This is a genomic window from Ruegeria sp. TM1040 (genome assembly GCF_000014065.1).
GTDB lineage: Bacteria > Pseudomonadota > Alphaproteobacteria > Rhodobacterales > Rhodobacteraceae > Epibacterium.
The window spans coordinates 2,922,148-2,939,273 of record NC_008044.1 but is presented as its reverse complement, the minus strand read 5'-3'; the positions used below and the strand labels follow the sequence as shown (position 1 = coordinate 2,939,273).

Annotated in this window: 9 protein-coding genes; 8 read left to right on the top strand and 1 reads right to left on the bottom strand. The window is 61.3% G+C overall.

Translation table 11 applies throughout. The features are described 5' to 3' along the window. The first annotated feature begins 68 nt into the window (after positions 1-68). The 5 genes from TM1040_RS18335 to lpdA are packed head-to-tail and all read left to right on the top strand — an operon-like array spanning position 69 to position 6,021. A complete protein-coding gene (locus TM1040_RS18335) occupies positions 69-1,139 on the top strand; it encodes a Glu/Leu/Phe/Val family dehydrogenase (protein ID WP_011540093.1) in 1,071 nt (356 codons plus the stop codon). Next, positions 1,136-2,377 carry a 3-methyl-2-oxobutanoate dehydrogenase (2-methylpropanoyl-transferring) subunit alpha gene (locus TM1040_RS18330; protein ID WP_011540092.1) on the top strand — a complete coding sequence of 414 codons (1,242 nt, stop codon included), beginning with the start codon at positions 1,136-1,138 and terminating at the stop codon, positions 2,375-2,377. Before TM1040_RS18335 ends, TM1040_RS18330 begins: the two co-directional genes overlap by 4 nt. A 1-nt stretch (position 2,378) precedes the next feature. Continuing rightward, positions 2,379-3,392, top strand: coding sequence for an alpha-ketoacid dehydrogenase subunit beta (locus TM1040_RS18325; RefSeq protein WP_011540091.1), 1,014 nt, complete (start codon positions 2,379-2,381; stop codon positions 3,390-3,392). A 4-nt stretch (positions 3,393-3,396) separates the two neighbouring features. Further along, positions 3,397-4,662, top strand: coding sequence for a dihydrolipoamide acetyltransferase family protein (locus TM1040_RS18320; protein WP_011540090.1), 1,266 nt, complete (start codon positions 3,397-3,399; stop codon positions 4,660-4,662). Beyond that, positions 4,663-6,021: a dihydrolipoyl dehydrogenase gene (lpdA, locus tag TM1040_RS18315; RefSeq protein ID WP_011540089.1), complete on the top strand. Its 1,359-nt coding sequence runs from the start codon at positions 4,663-4,665 to the stop codon at positions 6,019-6,021. It begins immediately after the preceding gene. A 44-nt stretch (positions 6,022-6,065) separates the two neighbouring features. On the opposite strand, the gene TM1040_RS18310 is transcribed toward lpdA, so the two are convergent. Then, positions 6,066-8,351, bottom strand: coding sequence for a response regulator (locus TM1040_RS18310; RefSeq protein ID WP_011540088.1), 2,286 nt, complete (start codon positions 8,349-8,351; stop codon positions 6,066-6,068). Positions 8,352-8,502: 151 nt separating this feature from the next. On the opposite strand from TM1040_RS18310, the gene TM1040_RS18305 reads away from it, so the two are divergent. From TM1040_RS18305 to TM1040_RS18295, 3 genes are all read left to right on the top strand, one after another. Then, on the top strand, positions 8,503-13,950 hold the full coding sequence (locus tag TM1040_RS18305; RefSeq protein ID WP_011540087.1) for an alpha-2-macroglobulin family protein: 5,448 nt from the start codon (positions 8,503-8,505) through the stop codon (positions 13,948-13,950). A gap of 104 nt (positions 13,951-14,054) precedes the next feature. Next, a complete protein-coding gene (gene pbpC / locus TM1040_RS18300) occupies positions 14,055-16,127 on the top strand; it encodes a penicillin-binding protein 1C (RefSeq protein WP_011540086.1) in 2,073 nt (690 codons plus the stop codon). 65 nt (positions 16,128-16,192) lie between these two features. After that, entirely contained in the window at positions 16,193-17,029 is an 837-nt protein-coding gene (locus tag TM1040_RS18295) for a 2-keto-4-pentenoate hydratase (RefSeq protein WP_166485566.1), read from the top strand. The last annotated feature ends 97 nt before the right edge of the window (positions 17,030-17,126 follow it).

Below are 17,126 nucleotides of genomic sequence, written 5' to 3'. Positions count from 1 at the left end.
TATGGAATTTTTCCACCAGTGTTTCGCGATAAAATCTCCAAATCAGATTTCTGCGCGGTGGAGAGACCATGACACTGAACCTGACCGAGGAAACGGCACCCGAAGGCTATGAACGCCTCGTCTTTGCACAAGACCCCGAAAGCGGGCTGCAGGCCTTTATATGTGTGCACTCCACAGTTCTTGGCCCTGCGGCGGGGGGGTGTCGGATGTGGAATTACGCCACCGTGGATGAGGCGCGCATGGATGTGCTGCGTCTGGCGGAGGGGATGACCTCAAAGAACGCCATGGCAGATCTGGCGCTTGGTGGCGGCAAATCCGTGATCGTCGGCAATCCGCAAAGCGACAAGTCCCCCGCATTGCTCCGTGCATTTGGGCGCGCCGTCCAGAGCCTCGATGGCAGCTATTACACCGCCGAAGATGTGGGAATTTCGCCGGACGACATGAAGATCGTCGCCGAGGAAACCCCATATGCCGTTGGGCTTGAAGATGGGGCGCATGGGACCGGAGATCCCTCTCCCTTTACCGCGCAGGGGGTGTTCCAGTGTCTTCTGGTCGGGGCAGAAGTGGTCTTTGGCACCAGCGATCTCTCCGGGCGTCGGGTGCTGGTTCAAGGTCTGGGCCACGTTGGAATGTCTCTGGCCGAAAAGCTCTACGGTGCCGGGGCGGAGCTGATTGTGGCCGACATCAATGAGGCTGCGCTTCAGCATGCAAAAACTGCATTTGGTGCAACGATTTGCGACCCTGCAGAGATTTTTGAGACCGAGATGGACATCTTTGCACCCTGCGCACTTGGGGGCGTGCTGACAGAGGCAACAGCGCAAAAACTGTCTGCAAAACTCGTTTGTGGTGCTGCGAACAACCAGCTTGAGACGCCCGAGGTCGCAGATGCGCTGCGCGCAAGGGGTATTCGCTACCTGCCAGACTATGTGGTCAATGCTGGCGGCATCATCAGTGTCGCAGGCGAGATCCATAAAGCGGGCACAAGCTACCGCACCGAGCGGCTGGATGGCGTTGCCGCACGCATCCGCACCTTGGTTGACCTCAGCGACAAGACCGGGCGCACCACCACCGCCGTGGCAGACGACATGGTTGCAGATATTCTCGCCAAGGCCTCGAACACCGCGCGAGGTGCAGCATGAGCGACAACGAAACCTATGCACCGCTCGCACTGAATGTCCCGGAGCCGGGCTGCCGTCCGGGCGATACGCCTGATTTTTCGTATTTCGAGGTGCCCCGCGCCGGAGCCGTGGCGCGGCCTTCGGTCGATGTGGACCCTGACGACATGCGTGAGATGGCGTTTTCCATCGTGCGTGTCCTCAACAAAGAGGGCGAAGCGGTGGGCGACTGGGCCGGAACGCTCTCTCCGGAAGAGTTGCGCGAAGGATTGCGGGACATGATGCTTCTGCGCGCCTTTGATGCGCGGATGCTGAACGCGCAGCGCCAGGGCAAGACCAGTTTCTACATGCAGCATCTTGGCGAGGAGGCCGTCAGCTGTGCCTTCTCTCGCGCGCTCAAGGATGGGGATATGAATTTTCCCACCTATCGGCAGGCGGGCCTGTTGATTGCGCGGGACTATCCGCTGGTCACCATGATGAACCAGATCTATTCCAACGCCGACGACCCGTTGCACGGGCGGCAGTTGCCGATCATGTACTCCTCAAAAGAACACGGCTTCTTTTCGATTTCGGGCAACCTCGGCACCCAGTTCGTGCAGGCTGTCGGCTGGGCGATGGCCTCAGCGATTTCCGGTGATACCAAGATCGCCGCAGGCTGGATTGGCGATGGTTCCACCGCCGAGAGCGACTTTCACGCCGCGATGGTGTTTGCCTCGACTTATAATGCGCCGGTGGTGCTCAATATCGTCAACAACCAGTGGGCGATCTCGACCTTTCAGGGCATCGCACGCGGTGGGGTGGGCACCTTTGCTGCGCGCGGGCATGGCTTTGGCATCGCGTCGATCCGGGTAGATGGAAACGACTATCTCGCGGTCAACGCGGTGGCCAAATGGGCGGCCGAACGCGCACGTCTGGGCCTTGGCCCCACCTTGATCGAGCATGTGACCTATCGCGCGGGTGGCCATTCCACCAGCGATGACCCTTCGGCCTATCGCTCCGCAGATGAGGGCGCGGCATGGCCGCTTGGTGATCCCATCGACCGTCTCAAACGCCACCTTATCCGGATCGGCGAGTGGAGTGAGGAGCGCCACAGTCAGGCTGAGGCGGAGTTGATGGATCAGGTCATCACCGCCCAGAAAGAGGCCGAAAAGGTCGGCACGCTCGGTGGTGGCAAGGGCCCCTCGCCGCGCGACATGTTCGAGGGCGTGTTCGAGAAAATGCCGCCTCATCTGATTAGGCAACGACAGGAAGCGGGATACTGACATGGCCCAGATGACCATGATTGAGGCCCTGCGCGACGCGCATGATGTGGCCATGGAGAAAGACGACCGTGTTGTCGTCTACGGTGAGGATGTCGGGTATTTTGGCGGTGTGTTTCGTGTCACTGCAGGCCTGCAGGCGAAATACGGCAAGTCACGCTGCTTTGATACGCCTATCAACGAGGCGGGTATTGTTGGCACCGCGATCGGGATGGCCGCCTATGGTCTGCGCCCTGTGATCGAAATCCAGTTCGCCGATTACGTCTATCCGGCCATTGACCAGATCGTCTCAGAGGCCGCCCGCCTGCGGCATCGCTCGGCGGGGGATTTCACCTGCCCGATCGTGATCCGCATGCCCACCGGTGGGGGCATCTTTGGCGGGCAGACCCACAGCCAGTCGCCCGAGGCATTCTTTACCCATTCCTCTGGTCTGAAAACGGTAGTGCCTTCCAATCCAAGCGATGCCAAGGGGCTGCTCCTCGCTGCGATCGAAGACCCGGATCCGGTGATCTTTCTGGAGCCAAAGCGGCTCTATAATGGGCCTTTTGACGGATATCACGACCGTCCCGTTACCAGTTGGAAGAAGCACCCACTGGGTGATGTCGCAGACGGCTACAACCCGATCCCGCTTGGCAAGGCCGCCATCCGTCGCAAAGGCAACGACGTCACGGTGCTGGCCTATGGCACCATGGTCTATGTCGCCGAAGCCGCCGCCGAAGAAAGCGGCGTCGACGCCGAGGTGATCGACCTGCGCACTCTGCTGCCCCTGGACCTCGAGACCATCGTGGCCTCTGTGGAAAAGACCGGGCGCTGCGTCATCGTGCATGAGGCGACCAAGACCTCTGGCTTTGGCGCGGAACTGATGTCGATTGTGCAGGAAAACTGTTTCTACAGCCTCGAAGCGCCCATCATTCGCGTTACTGGCTGGGATACGCCCTACCCGCATGCGCAGGAATGGAATTACTTCCCCGGCCCAGAACGGGTGGGCGAAGCGCTGAAGAAATGCATGGAGGACTGAGCGGATGGGAATCTTTGCAATTCGCTTGCCCGACGTAGGTGAAGGTATCGCTGAGGCCGAGCTTACGGAGTGGCATGTAAAGCCGGGTGACATCGTCAAGGAAGACGATGTGCTCGCAGCTGTCATGACCGACAAGGCTGCCGTCGAGGTGCCTTCCTCGGTAGAGGGCAAGGTGGTCGAACTCGGGGGAGAGATCGGCGATATGCTCGCGATCGGCTGCGTGCTGGTACGAATCGAAGTGGATGGTGAAGGCAATGAGGCAGCCTCTGTCGCTGAACCCGAACCAACCCCGGCCCCCAAAGAGCAGAAGGCGGAGCCGGAGCCAGAACGAGGGGACAAGCCGGCAGAGCCCGCGCGACCCGTGGTGAAAACCGGAAAACCCGTCGCGCGCGCAAAGAACACCAAACCTCTGGCGGCACCCTCGGTCCGCGCACGGGCGCGCGAGGAAGGTGTGGATCTGCGTCAAGTGCCCGGGAGCGGCCCGGGTGGGCGTATCAGCCACGGGGATCTCGAGAACTGGATCGCCTCTGGCGGCATCCAACAAGGCAGCGTCAAGCGCGGCAAGAACACGGGCGTCGAGGATGTGCGTGTGGTCGGCATGCGCCGCAAGATCGCGGAGAAGATGGCGATTTCCAAACGCCAGATCCCGCATATCACCATCGTCGAAGAAATCGAGATGGAGGCGCTCGAAGATCTGCGGGCAGCATTGAACCGCAAATACAAGGACCAGCGCCCCAAGCTCACGCTGCTGCCTTTCCTGATGCGTGCCATCGTGGAGGCGGTGCGTGAACAGCCGGAGCTCAATGCGCGCTACGATGATGAAAAGGGCATCATTCACCGCCACGGCGGCGTGCATGTCGGTATTGCGACCCAGACGCCGAACGGGCTCAATGTACCCGTGGTGCATCACGCTGAGGCGGGTAGCCTGTGGGACAATGCGGCCGAACTCGCGCGCCTTGCAGAAGCGGCGCGGGATGGATCGATCAAGCGGGATGAGCTCACGGGTGGCACCATCACCATTACCTCGCTTGGTGCGCTGGGCGCGATTGCGACCACGCCGATCATCAACCACCCCGAAGTAGCCATTGTTGGGGTCAACAAAATGCAGATGCGCCCGGTTTGGGACGGTCAGCAATTCCAGCCCTGCAAGATGATGAATATCTCCTGCTCTTTCGACCACCGGGTGATCGACGGCTGGGATGCGGCGGTGTTCGTGCAAAAACTGAAACTCCTGCTGGAAACGCCAGCGATGCTGTTTGTTGAGGGCTAGATGACTGATATAAAACGCAAAGTTCTGGTGATCGGCGCTGGCCCCGGCGGCTATGTCTGCGCCATTCGCGCTGGGCAGCTCGGGCTCGATACGGTCATCGTCGATGAGGCCCGCCCCGGTGGCACCTGTCTCAATATCGGCTGTATTCCGTCCAAGGCGATGATCCATGCCGCCGACGAGTTCTACAAAATGACCCATGCAGGCGCAGGCCCGCTTGGGATTTCGGCCGCAGGCCCGACTATTGATCTTGAGCAAACCGTTGCGTGGAAAGATGGCATTGTAGAGCGCTTGACTGGCGGGGTAGGCGGGCTCTTGCGTAAAGCAGGCGTCAAGATGATCTCAGGCCGCGCCCGCTTTGTGGATGGCAAGACTGTTACCGTTGCAGGCGACGAGGGCGAGATACAGATCCGTGCCGACTACATCGTGATCGCAACCGGGTCGGCCCCGGTGGAACTGCCCTTCCTGCCATTTGGGGGGGCGGTGATGTCTTCGACCGAAGCGCTCTCCCTGACCGAAGTGCCCGAGAGCCTAGCCGTGGTCGGCGGCGGCTATATCGGCCTCGAACTTGGCACCGTGTTTGCAAAACTTGGGTCCAAGGTCACCGTGGTTGAGGCCGAGGACCGTATACTGCCGCTATATGACAAGGCGCTGACACGTCCTGTTCACAAACGCCTTGAGGAGCTCGGCGTGACGGTCATGACGGGCACCAAAGCGCAGTCACATGAGGGCGGCGCGCTGCAAACTGATGCTGGTGAAATCGCTGCAGAGCGTGTGCTTGTGACGGTCGGGCGCAGGCCGCGCACTCAGGGCATTGGTATTGATGAGTTGTCTCTGACGATGAACGGGCCTTTCATCCGCATCGACAAGGTCTGCCAGACCTCGATGCGGGGGATCTATGCAATCGGGGACGTGACCGGAGAGCCCATGCTTGCCCATCGTGCGATGGCGCAGGGGGAGATGGTGGCGGAATATCTGGCCGGGCAAGCGGTAGAGTGGGACAAGCGCGCGATCCCTGCCGTGTGTTTTACCGATCCGGAGATTGTCACCTGTGGCGTGCTCCCCGGCGAGGTCGAGGGCACCAAATCGGCCGAGTTTCCGTTTGTGGCCAATGGTCGTGCGATGACAACCGAACGCGATGAGGGTTTCATTCGGGTGGTCTGGCGCGAAGCGGACAATGCGGTTCTGGGGCTGCAGGGTGTCGGCGTGGGCATATCCGAGCTCTCTTCGGCGTTTTCGCTCGCCATCGAGATGGGCGCCTGCCTTGAGGATATCGCCGCCACCATCCATGCGCATCCAACACAGTCCGAGGGTTTGCAAGAGGCCTGTCTGAAGGCGCTTGGTCACGCGTTGCACATCTGACAGCGAGAGCGCAGAAATCTGGGCCGCCTACGTGTCAGGCGGTCTCAGCCTGTGGCTTGCAGATCATCGCCTTCGCCTTGCAGCGGAGCCACGGCCGTGGGCATGTTTTTCATGATCCGGTCGTGGATCACCGATTTCCGCAGGGGCTTGGTGAGGTAGTCGTCAAGGCCTGCGGCCAGTATGCCCTCGGAATCGCCATCCATCGCATGCGCCGTCAAGGCCACTATCTGCACTCTGCGACCGTTTTCTTTTTCAAGCTCGCGAATGGCCTGCGTGGCCTCTTTGCCATCCATTTTGGGCATGGAAATATCCATGAAAATCATATCCGGTTTAAAACTCTGGTAGAGCTCAACCGCCTCCAACCCGTTGCCTGCAAAGCGCAAGTCGATGTTCATATCCTTGACCATCTTGCGGAAGACCAGCTGGTTGGTGCGGTTGTCCTCCGCCGCCAGAACCCGCATCCGGCGCAGATCCGAAGCGATCGTCGCGCCGGATCCGAAGTCCACGCCCGCTTCGGGTGCAGGCACTTGCACGGGGGCGTCTGAAGGCGGCTCGATGGCGGGAGCAGCCGGTGGCACATCTTGCGGTCGGGCGGGATGTACAGATGGCGCATCAAGTTTGGAGAGGGCTCGGAACAGGGCGCCGCGAGGAATCGGTTTCTGCAGAATGCCAGCAAAGAGATCGCTGAGGGCAGGGTCGCTCCCATCAGCAGGATCAGAAGAAAGCAGCAGTACCGGCGTCTGTGGCGAAGCATGGTGCAGGCTGCGCGCCAGTTTCAGCCCGTCCATCCCCGGTAGGTTGCGATCGGTGATGACCAAATCGATTTCGGCATTGAGAACGTCGAGTGCCTCGGCACCGCTGGTTACGGCCACCACCTTGAGGTCCAGGCGCTGAAGTTGACGGTTCAGGATCTCGCGGTTGATATCCATATCATCGACGATCATCACGCAGTTCAGGTTTTCGGGCAGTTCGGGCGCATTCACCTGTGAGCCATCCGCCACCACAAGCGGCAGGCGGAAGCCAAAACACGAGCCTTTGCCCAACTGGCTTTCGACCCAGATCTCGCCGTCCATCAACTTGATCAGGCGTTCGGTGATCGCGAGACCAAGCCCCGTGCCCTCAAACTGCCGGTTGGTTTCATCCTCGACCTGATTGAATTCGCCAAAGATGTGCTGAATCTTGTCGTCAGGAATGCCGATGCCGCTGTCCTCGATCGAGATATGCAGCATCACGGTATTGTCTTCGGGATGCGGCACCCCGGTCACGCGAGCCGTAACATGCCCTTCGTTGGTGAATTTGATCGCATTGCCGATAAGATTGGTGAGGATTTGGCGGATGCGCCCTGGGTCGCCAATGAAATTCGTCGGCATAAAGAGGTCGTAGTCAACCAGCAGCGTCAGCCCTTTGTCGCGGGCATTGGCCTGCAGCAGCATGACGACCTCATGCATGCAGGCTTCAAGATCAAAGGCCTCGGGATGCAGCGCCAATTTGTCCGCCTCGATCTTGGAATAGTCGAGAACGTCGTTGATGATGACCAGAAGCGCCTCGCCCGAGTTCTTGATTGTATTGGCATAAAGGCGCTGCTCTTCGGTCAGCGTGGTGTCGCTCAGGAGCTCGGCCATGCCGACGACACCGTTCATTGGCGTACGGATCTCGTGGCTCATATTGGCCAGAAAGGCGGATTTCGCGCGATTCGCAGCCTCGGCGCGCTCTCGGGCGCTGCGAAGCTCTTCCTCGTAGTGGACAGTTGCGGTGATATCGAGGGCGAGACTCACGATGTCACCGTCATGGCCGCGTTGGTCGATCAGCTTCAGGTAGCGATCATTCCACAGCCGCACCACCGTTGGTTCTGGCGCGGGCGACATCCAGCGCTCCGTCATCATCGCGCGCCACGAATCCGCCGAGAGCTCCTCGGTGTCGATCAGCCCCTCATCGGTCAGGATTTGCAGGATGCGCACATAGGAGACGCCCGGCGATACCTCCTCTACCCCCTCAAAGATATTGAGATAGGCAGTGTTGGCGCCGATCAACTTGCTGTCACTGTCAAAGAAGGCAAAACCGTCCTGAAAGGCCTGAATAGAGTGCCACAGGCGCCGTTCGGCCTGCTCGACCTTTTCATTGGCTGTGTTGAGGTCGCTTTTGACCTTTTCATTTTCGTTCTTGAAGGTCGCGATTTCTGCCTGAGTGGCGCCGATCCGTTTGGTTAGCGCAAGCGCATGGCGGCCGAGCTTGCGGTTCGCATCGGTCAGTTCAGCTTGTTTCAGCTCCAGAAGTCGCTCGGCTGCCAATCGCGCCCTGCGTTCCTGAGCCAATTTTTCAGCAAGCGACATATGCGCCAACTCCAACACTAGTTGTTTCCCTGCCCGCGGCACCAATCTCGCAGGCATTCCTTAATTTGCCTTTAGCGTTGGTGTTATGGCGCGCATGCTTGCTATGAGGTTAACCGCATGCGAGCCTTTCTCTGGTGACAGGGAGGATTCCATGCAGCGCCTTTTGATTTTACTCGTTTTTCTTTTTTCTAATGTTCTTGGCTCTGTTGCGATTGCACAGACAAGCGAATCTAAACCATTGCCAGCGCATCGGTTTGTGACCCAACCCGATACCGATCATTTCGGCGCTGATCTTCAGGCACTGTTTGATACCTCGCTCGAAGCCTGCCAGCGCGCTTGCGCGACTCAGGGGGCTTGTGTGGGATTCGTCTACAATCTGAAATCCAACGCCTGTTTCCCCAAATCGGAACTCAGCGCGCCTTCGACCTTTGTGGGCGCGCTCACCGTGCGCAAAGTACCTGTTGATTCAGATCTGGCAGCGCGTGCGGCTGATCGGGCATCCCGTTTGCCGTTGCGAGGAGGTAACGATCTGTCCGCAGCGCGCACCCTCGCGAGCGACATCGGGTCGCGATACCCCCTGAGCGGGCGTGATCTCGGCGTTTTGGTTGACGGTTCGCAACAGTTCTTCGCTGGCAACAATGCGACAATGGCCGCACGCTGGATGGGCGAGGCGGTGGCCCTCAGCGATGCGCCGGACCTCTGGGTGGAATATGCGCGTTTCGTAAGGGCGATACCGACAGACCGTAGCAGCGAGACCCGTCGCAATCTTGCCGAGGCGGCTTCGGCGGCGCTCAACGGCTATTTACGCGCGGATGCTGCGCCCTTGCAGGCAACCGCCCTCACAGAAGCTGCACTTGCGCTGGAAAAACTCGGACGTGGCCGCGACATGGTCTCCATGCTTCGGCTGGCGCAGGATATCGCTCCGCGTCAGGATATTGCCGCTCTCTTGGATCGCGCGGTAGCAAAATACGGGTTTCGGGTCAGTGATACGCGGGTCGAAGCCGACAGTGCCGATCCGCGTATATGCATCGTGTTCTCCGAAGAGCTGGCCCAAACGGGTGTAACCTACGGCGATTATCTGAAATCCGACGCCAAGGGACTGGCCGCAGAGGCTTCGGGGCAAGAGCTGTGTCTGACGGGATTGACCCACGGCCAGCACCTCCGGGTGACGCTGCGCCGTGGTCTGCCTGCAGCCAACGGTGAGGCGCTCGTGAAGGATGTGGACCTGCGTCACTATATTCGCGACCGCAGTCCCTCGGTGCGCTTTCCCGGTCGGGCCTATGTGCTCGCGCGCAGCGATGTGACCGCCCTTCCGGTTGAAACCGTAAATGTTGACATGCTCGACCTGAAACTCTCTCGGGTCAGCGATCGCAACCTTCTGCGCAGCATGCAGGACGATCTCTTTGCGCGCCCGCTGAATCAATGGCAGAGCGAAAATTTTGACGCCACCCTGGCAGAAGTGCTCTGGAGTGGCACTGCAGAGGTCCAGCAAGAGCTGAACCGGGACATGACGACCCGGCTGCCACTGAATGATGTGCTGGCGGATCAACCTGTTGGCATCTACGCCCTCAGCGCCTCGATCCCGGGTGCGGACCCTTATGACAGCCCTGCGGCGATGCAGTGGTTCGTTCTGACTGACCTTGGCCTTAGCTCCATGTCGGGGGCAGACGGCTTGCATGTGCAGGTGCAGGGGCTTTCCGATGCCAAGGCCCGCGCAGGGGTCGAGGTGGAGCTGATTTCCGAAGCCAATGCGGTGATTGCGCGAGCGACCAGTGACGTCACCGGGTATGCGCGCTTCGCGCCGGGGCTTACACGCGGTACGGGAAGCGCTGCACCGGCGATGCTGCTGGCGCGCGCAGGTGAAGAGGATTTTGCCTTCTTGTCGCTGCGGGATGCGGGGTTTGATCTCTCTGATCGCGGTGTCGAGGGGCGGCCTGCGCCGGGGCCAGTGGATGTCTTCCTGACCACCGATCGCGGAGCCTATCGTGCTGGTGAAACCATCAATGTCACCGCTCTGTCTCGCGATCCTCGCGCACAGGCCATCGAGGGACTGCCGCTCATCGCAGTGCTGAAACGTCCGGATGGTGTTGAATATTCGCGCCATATCTCAGACGGCGGCAGTGCAGGCGGACATGTCTTTGCCCTGCCCGTCGGGGACAGTGTGCCGCGCGGCTCCTGGAGCGTTGAAATCTACACGGACCCCAAGGCTGACCCACTCGCCCGCCAAACCGTTCTTGTGGAGGACTTTCTGCCGGAGCGTATTGATTTCGAACAGGAAATTCGCGACGTGGCGCGCCTGCGTCCAGGCGGGCAGATGGTTGTCGATGTAAAAGCGCGCTTCCTGTTCGGAGCGCCGGGTGCAGGTCTGAGTGTCGAAGGCGATGTTTCGCTCAGCCCGGTACGCCAACTCTCTGATTGGCCCGGTTACCGTTTTGGGCGCTATGATGCGGAGACCACCCGCCAGACCCGTTATTTCAGCGCCGATGACACCGACGCCCAGGGGCGCGCTGTTGCGACCGGTGACCTGCCCGACATCGAGGCAGCAGGCCTTCCGCTTGAAGCGCGGCTGCGGCTCAGGCTTGCGGATGGCTCCGCACGCCCGGTAGAGCGCGCGCAGACCGTGCCCGTGCGCCCCGCAACCCCTGTGATCGGGCTTAAGGCTCAGTTTGCAGATGACGTGGTCGCCGAAGGCACCGAGGCTGGTTTCGAGCTGGTCGCTCTGGGGCCGGATCTCAGTCCCATGCCAATGCAGGTGCAATGGGTGATGAATCGCGTAGAGACGCGCTATCAGTGGTATCAGCTTTATGGCGATTGGCAGTGGGAGCCGATCACGCGCCGCACCCGCGTAGCCTCGGGCGAAGCCATGCTGGGCAGTGAGCCGGTGGCGATCACAGCGCCCGTGGACTGGGGACGTTACGAGCTGGTGGTGGAACGCCTGGATGGCGAATATGTCACTGCGGCGCAGGATTTCTATGCGGGGTGGTACGTGCCCGCATCCGATGCGCAGACTCCGGATCGATTGGAACTGTCACTGGACCGTGAGAGCTACGCCCCCGGTGACACTGCGCGTCTGCGCATCGTGCCACAAACGGCAGGAACCGCGCTGATTTCTGTCATGGGAAGCGAGTTGATCCATCGACAAGCGGTCGCAGTGAAGGCGGGGGAAAATGTGATCCCGCTTGAGGTCACCTCCGAATGGGGCAGCGGGGCCTATGTCAGCGCCTCTGTGGTGCAGCCGGTTGCCAGCCGTGAGGGGCGGACGCCAACCCGTGCCCTGGGCATCGCCCATGCGACAGTGGCGCAGCCGGGGCAGGAGTTGGATGTCGCCATCACCGTGCCAGAGATCACTCGCCCACGCCAAACGATCGAAGCGACCGTGAAGGTTGCAGGTGCCGACGCAGGAGAAGAAGTCTGGCTGACGCTCGCCGCCGTGGATGTTGGTATCTTGAACCTCACCGGCTATCAGAGCCCGGACCCGGTAGGATATTTCCACGGCCAACGGCGTCTCGGGATGGAACTGCGCGATATCTATGGCCGTCTCATTGATCCGGGCAACGGCGCCTTGGGGCGCGTGCGCTCTGGAGGGGACGCGGGCCTTGGTGGGCAATTTCAATCTCCGCCTCCGACACAGGATCTGATGTCGGTCTTTCACGGCGCTGTCAAAGTGGATGAAACCGGCAGCCTGCGCTTGCCGATCACATTGCCCGACTTCAATGGCACTGTACGTTTGATGGCGGTGGCCTGGACGGATCGATCCGTGGGGCAGGCTGAGGCCGATATGGTCGTACGAGACCCTGTCGTGCTGACAGCCTCGCTGCCACGTTTCCTCGCCCCGGGAGATCAGAGCCGCATCCGGCTTGATATTACCCATGCCGACGGGCCGGCAGGCGAGGTTGGGCTGGCGGTCGACGTCCGTGGAGCGGGCGTGCGCCTCGGTGCTGTCCCTGCCTCTGTGGGCCTTGCTGAGAAGGGCCGCGTTATCCTTGAGGTGCCAGTGACGGCAGACGCGGTCGGGGATCCCGAGCTGCGGCTCAGTCTGACAACGCCGGGCGGTGCGGTTCTCGAGCAAATGCTGCGGTTGCCCGTGCGGGCCAATGACCCAGAGGTCTCGGAAACTCGGCGCTTCTCGCTAGCGAGCGGAGACAGCTTCCTCTTCAACGCAGATGTGTTCGAAGGGCTGAGGCCGGGATCTGCGCGGGCAGTGATGTCTGCGGGTCCTTTGGCGAAGTTCGATGTGCCAGGTTTGCTGGCGCAGCTTGATGGCTACCCCTATGGCTGCACCGAGCAGGTCACCTCCAAAGCGCTACCCTTGTTGTACCTGTCTTCCGTCGCGGATGCCGCTGGCCTCGGGGATCGTCCGAAAGTCGATGCCCGTATCAACAGCGCGATCCGCAAGGTGCTAACCCGGCAGGCCGCGAACGGAGCGTTTGGCCTGTGGCGTGCCGAGAGCGGCGATTTGTGGTTGGATGCCTATGCTTCGGATTTCCTGAGCCGCGCGCGCGCCAAAGGCTATGTGGTTCCCGATCAGGCCTTTGCCCGCGCGATGGATAATTTGCGCAACCGCCTGAATTATGCGCCCGACTTTGACAACGGCGGTGAAGAAATCGCCTATGCGCTCCTGGTGCTGGCGCGGGAGGGGGCTGCCGCAATGGGGGATCTGCGCTACTACGCCGATGTGAAGGCAGAGGCCTTCTCGACCCCGATGGGAGCGGCCCAGCTTGGGGCCGCGTTGGCGGCTTACGGGGATCAGCGCCGCGCGGACAAGATGTTTGCCCGCGCCGCGCAGATGATCGCGGGCCAGGGGGCGGAACAGCCTTTGTGGCGTGTAGATTACGGCACTCAACTCCGCGACACGGCCGCAGTTCTGGCGCTTGCAGTCGAGGCTGGCAGTGCGGCCGTCAATCGCGACTACCTCACCGCGCGCGTTGCGGATAGCGATGGTCTGCGCTCCACTCAGGAGGCAGCTTGGAGCTTGCTGGCGGCGCAGGCCTTGGTCGACGCCCCCGAGGACTCGGGGCTGCGTGTGAATGGCCAGCCTGTTGCCGGAGCATTTGTCGAGGTGATGGCAGGGGGCAGCCCAAAAGAGCTGTCGGTGACGGCCGCCTCTGGGCGCAGCACCGACATCACGTTGACGCGGATCGGGGTGCCCGTCGTGCCGCCGGCTGCGCGGGGCTATGGCTTTGCTCTGACGCGGGAGTATTACACTCTCGAAGGGGCGCCGGTCGATCTGACAGAGGTCGATGTTGGAACACGGTTGGTGACGGTTCTGCGGGTCTTGCCACAGGAAGACATTGGCGCACGTTTGATGGTGAATGATCCGCTTCCGGCCGGTCTTGAAATCGACAATCCGAATCTGCTGCGCTCGGGCGATCTTAGGGATCTGGATTGGCTGAGCCTCTGGGACGCGGATCATGCTGAGTTCCGATCTGACCGTTTCCTTGCGGCGGTGACGTCGCGGGGCACGGACCCGATCACGCTGGCCTATATGGTGCGCGCGGTGAGTCCCGGGTCCTTCCACCATCCCGCGGCCTCGGTCGAGGATATGTACCGGCCTGCCTATCGCGCCAATACCGCGGCAGGACGTTTGCAGGTGCGATGATCACGCCGGATTGGCTTCGCCTGCAAAGGGCGCCCGCTGAGCGGCGGGCGCATCAGACTTCTGCTGCGCCCGGGCGTGTCCTTACCGATCGGTCAGTTGGCAGTGTGGCAGGCCCTCACAGGCGCTGGCGCTCACCGCTCAGGCTTCCACTTCTGGGCCTGCTGATTGCAGCGGTCATTGCGGGAAAAGCGCTGGATCAATGGGTTGAGGACACGCGCCTACCACAGACCTTGGCCGAAACTTCGGTTGAAGTGCGGGACCGCCATGGTCGGCTCCTGCGCGCTTTTCCGGTAGAAGATGGCATCTGGCGCATGGCGGTCCGCTCTGAAGAAGTGGACCCCACGTATCTGCGCATGTTGCGCGCCTATGAAGACAAACGGTTCGACACCCACTTCGGAGTAGATCCGGTCGCGATGCTGCGCGCCTTTGGGCAGGCCGTGTGGAATGGACGGACCGTCTCGGGGGGCTCCACTCTCACGATGCAGGTCGCACGGTTGCTCGAGGATGGGCCGACCGGGCGCTGGTCTGGAAAGCTGCGCCAGATCCGTGTCGCGCTGGCTCTGGAACGCAAGCTCTCCAAGACCGAGATCCTCAATCTCTACCTCATTCACGCACCATTTGGTGGGAATCTCGAAGGGGTGCGCGCCGCAAGTCTTTCCTGGTTTGGCAAGGAGCCACATCGCTTGACCGCTGCGGAAGCTGCGCTTCTGGTGGCACTGCCGCAATCACCAGAGACACGCCGTCCTGACCGATCGGTAAGTGCGGCGCGAGAGGCACGGAGACGCGTGCTCAATCGCAGCCAAGACGCAGGCGTACTGACGACGGAAGTGGCACATCTCGCCGCCGTTGCGCCGCTACCTGACAGGCGGCGGGCGTTCCCCCTGCTGGCACCTCATCTGAGCGATCAACTCCGCGCGACAGCCCCGGCACAGGCGCGGTTTGACACCACATTGGATGCGATGCTTCAGGCGCGGCTTCAGGCGGTGCTATCGCGCAGGGTCAAGGTCTCTGGTGCACGGCTGAGCGCAGCGATGATTGTTGCCGATCACCAAAGCGGGGAGATATTGGTGCGGATCGGGGCGCCCGATTACACGGATACCGCGCGGCGGAGTTACGTCGATATGGCGCGCGCGGTGCGTTCGCCGGGCTCTACTCTGAAACCGCTGGTCTACGGTCTCGCCTTTGACGATGGGCTTGCGCATCCTGATACGCTGATCCGCGATGCGCCCGTGTCCTTTGGTGGCTACGCACCTCAGAACTTTGATGGTGCATTTCGCGGAGATGTGCGGGTGCGCGACGCGTTGCAGATGTCTTTGAACACCCCGGTCGTCACCTTGACCGAGGCGCTTGGACCGTCGCGGCTGATGGCCGCAATGCGGCAGGTCGGCATGCGACCCCAACTCCCTAGCGGAAAGCCGGGGCTGGCGGTCAGCCTCGGCGGTGTTGGTGTGAGTCTTCATGATCTGGTGCAAATGTATGCGGTCGTTGCTGCCGGCGGAACGGCACCGAGGCTTACCTCCGAGACCGGAGCTGCGCGGGAAAAGACCCCAAGGGTAATGTCGCCGGTTGCAGCTTGGTATCTTGGGGACATCCTGCGCGATGCTCCGGCGCCCGCCGGGGCGCGCGGTGGTATGTTGCCCTACAAGACAGGCACGTCTTACGGGCACCGAGATGCTTGGGCTGTGGGCTGGGACGGGCGGCATGTGATCGGAGTCTGGCTCGGACGAGCGGACGGCACGCCGGTGCCGGGTGTCTTTGGCGCGGAGCTGGCGGCACCGGTGCTGTTCGAAGCCTTTGCCGTTTTAAAACCGGAGATTGATCCTCTGTCCCCGCCCCCTTCGAACGCACTGGTGTTGGAGACCGCAGAGCTCCCGGCCCCTCTGCAACGGTTTCGCGCCCGGTCAGAGACTTTTTCAGAGGCCGGCGCCGGGGCGCCAGAGGTGCTTTTCCCACCCACCCATGCCCGGCTTTCGTTGGTGGAGGGGCGGATGGCGTTGAAATTGCGGGGAGGTCGGTTGCCCTTTACCGTGCTGGCCAATGGCGTGCCGGTGGCCCAAGGCCTGAGGTCACGCGACCTCGACCTTCCGAGCCCCGGGCCGGGCCATGCAACGCTTGTGGTGATCGATGCAGACGGGCAATCTGCACGGGTGACCGTTGAAATCGAGGAGACCGGCTAATGCGCTGGCTTGAGGAGAAAAGAGGCATTTCGTTGAGAACATCGGGTCTGGTTGGAATCCTGACGATGAGCGTAGCTCTGACCCTTGGAACAGATATTGCCCGGGCTGAATGCGCAAGCGAAGAAGAAGTTGCGCAGTTCGTGTCCGCCTATGTTGACCGCCAGCCCGCGACCGCGCTTGGCGCAGGGGGGAGCATGGTGGATGCGCTCTGCACACAAGCGCGGGTCGCAGAAGCGCTCTCGGAACACTTCGGCCCGGTGATTGGGTATAAGGCGGGATTGACCAGCGCGGCGGCACAGGCGCGTTTCGAGGCCAGCGAACCGGTTCGTGGTGTGCTTTATCGTGACATGATGCTGGAGAGTGGCGCGACGATCGAGATGCCTTGGGGCACGGTGCCCATGGTGGAAGCGGATCTGGTTCTTGAGATCGGAGACTCGGCGGTGAACTGGGCCACCACCCCCGAGGAAGTGATGCAGAATATCAAAAGCATCCGGCCCTTTATCGAGTTGCCGGATCTGGCTTTGGCACCGGGTGAGCCGATGACGGTCGAGACGATCACCGCAATGGGAGTTGGTGCGCGCAAAGGCGTCTTGGGTGCAGAGGTGCCCGTCACGGATCCCACCGCGCTCACAGCGGCGTTGGCGGAAATGACCGTGACTCTGCGCGACGGCACAGGTGATACGGTTGTCTCTGCTTCGGGTACCGCTGTTTTGGGCCATCCTGCAGAGACGATCCTTTGGCTGCACGAGGTGGGCGTGACCTTCAAGGCCGGTGATTTGGTCTCTGTCGGCTCTTTTGGTCCCTTGGTGCCTCCGGCAGATCTTAGAGGAGGCGCGTCGGTGATCTATATGGGGCTGCCGGGGGATCCGGAGGTCTCCATTCGTTTTGCGCCGACATCCTGACTGGGCCGAATGAACCCGTGAGACTGTTACACCTCGAGGGTTTTCACACCGGTCTTTGCCCGATGCGCCGCGCGAAGGGCGCGGCGCCTAATCCAAC

Bases quoted from the DNA above. Each gene is read 5' to 3' on its own strand.
- TM1040_RS18330 (WP_011540092.1), top strand. From the start codon at position 1,136: ATGAGCGACAACGAAACCTATGCACCGCTCGCACTGAATGTCCCGGAG.
- TM1040_RS18310 (WP_011540088.1), bottom strand. From the start codon at position 8,351: ATGTCGCTTGCTGAAAAATTGGCTCAGGAACGCAGGGCGCGATTGGCA.
- lpdA (WP_011540089.1), top strand. From the start codon at position 4,663: ATGACTGATATAAAACGCAAAGTTCTGGTGATCGGCGCTGGCCCCGGC.
- TM1040_RS18325 (WP_011540091.1), top strand. From the start codon at position 2,379: ATGGCCCAGATGACCATGATTGAGGCCCTGCGCGACGCGCATGATGTG.
- TM1040_RS18320 (WP_011540090.1), top strand. From the start codon at position 3,397: ATGGGAATCTTTGCAATTCGCTTGCCCGACGTAGGTGAAGGTATCGCT.
- TM1040_RS18305 (WP_011540087.1), top strand. From the start codon at position 8,503: ATGCAGCGCCTTTTGATTTTACTCGTTTTTCTTTTTTCTAATGTTCTT.
- TM1040_RS18295 (WP_166485566.1), top strand. From the start codon at position 16,193: ATGAGCGTAGCTCTGACCCTTGGAACAGATATTGCCCGGGCTGAATGC.
- TM1040_RS18335 (WP_011540093.1), top strand. From the start codon at position 69: ATGACACTGAACCTGACCGAGGAAACGGCACCCGAAGGCTATGAACGC.